Consider the following 1,250-nt stretch of genomic DNA (forward strand, 5'->3'; position numbering starts at 1 on the left):
CTGCACTCAACCCGTGATCCGCCGACACCCGCAGGGGAGGAACTCATGAGGTGGCGGCGACCGCGACGGCGCCGAGCACCGGCAGGGCGAAACGGGCCCGCCGGTCGCGCAGGAGCCGGGTGAGCACGGGCCGGCGGGCGGCGCGGGTGGTGGTGTCGGTGGCCACGACGACTCCTCTCAGTACGTGATGCGCGGGTCGAGCCAGGCGTAGACCACGTCGGTGACGAGGTTGACCAGCAGGACGAAGGTGACGACGACGAGCACGGCGCCCTGCACGACGGGCAGGTCACGGCTGAAGATGCCGTTGACGATCAGCGTCCCCATGCCGGGCAGCGTGAAGATCGTCTCGGTGACGACGGTGGCGCTCATCAGGGCGCCGATCTGGAGCGCGGTGACCGTCACCACCGGCACCATGGCGTTGCGCAGGGCGTACACGGTGACGACGCGCCGCCGGCTCAGGCCGGTCGCCTCGGCGGTGCGGACGTAGTCCTCGCCGAGCGCGGCGAGCAGTGACCCCCGGGTCTGCCGCAGCACCACCGCGACCACGGTGGAGCCGACGACGACCGCGGGCAGCACCATCCGGACCAGGTTGCCGACCGGATCCTCGGTGAACGGCACGTACCCGGACGGCGGCACCCACCGCAGCCAGACCGCGAAGACACCGATCAGCAGCGCGGCGAGGTAGAAGTGCGGGGTGGACAGGGCCAGGACGCCCAGCCCGGTGAGCATCGAGTCGGTGGCCGTACGCCGCCGCACGGCAGCGAGGACGCCGGCCGGGATGCCGAGGGCGACCGCGAGGAGCAGAGCGATGAGGCCCAGTTCGACGGTGGCCGGGAGCCGGTCGACGATCACCATGGCGACCGGCTCGTCGGTCAGCCAGGAGCGGCCCAGGTCGCCGGTGAGCACCCCGCCGATCCAGTCGACGAACTGCCGCCACAGCGGGGCGTCGAGGCCGAGGTCGGCACGGAGCGCCGCCCGGTCGGCCGCGCTGGCCTCCTGGCCGAGGATCTCGGTGGTCGGGTCGCCGGGCAGCAGCCGCAGCAGCAGGAACAGCACCACGGACACCACGGCCAGCACGGGCACGAGCTGGGCGACGCGGCGGACCAGGTATCCGGTCATCCGGCCCGCACCTCCTCCCGGTCCGGCACGGCGCGACGCAGCCAGGCGAGGCGGTCGGCCGGCATCAGGTCATAGGCGTACAGGGCGAGGGCGTCGGCGCCGGCCGTCGACGCGGCGGCGTACGCCGCGTC

Annotated in this window: 2 protein-coding genes; both read right to left on the minus strand. The window is 73.4% G+C overall.

Features of this window, described 5'->3' with window-relative positions:
- Window positions 1–43: 43 nt before the first annotated feature.
- Complete coding sequence (locus AB0I76_RS30230; protein ID WP_357042640.1) at window positions 44–166, minus strand: hypothetical protein; 123 nt, start codon at window positions 164–166, stop codon at window positions 44–46.
- An 11-nt stretch (window positions 167–177) separates the two neighbouring features.
- Window positions 178–1,119, minus strand: coding sequence for an ABC transporter permease (locus AB0I76_RS30235; protein ID WP_357042643.1), 942 nt, complete (start codon window positions 1,117–1,119; stop codon window positions 178–180).
- Window positions 1,120–1,250 lie beyond the last annotated feature (131 nt).

It is taken from the genome of Micromonospora sp. NPDC049799, assembly GCF_040656655.1.
GTDB lineage: Bacteria > Actinomycetota > Actinomycetes > Mycobacteriales > Micromonosporaceae > Micromonospora.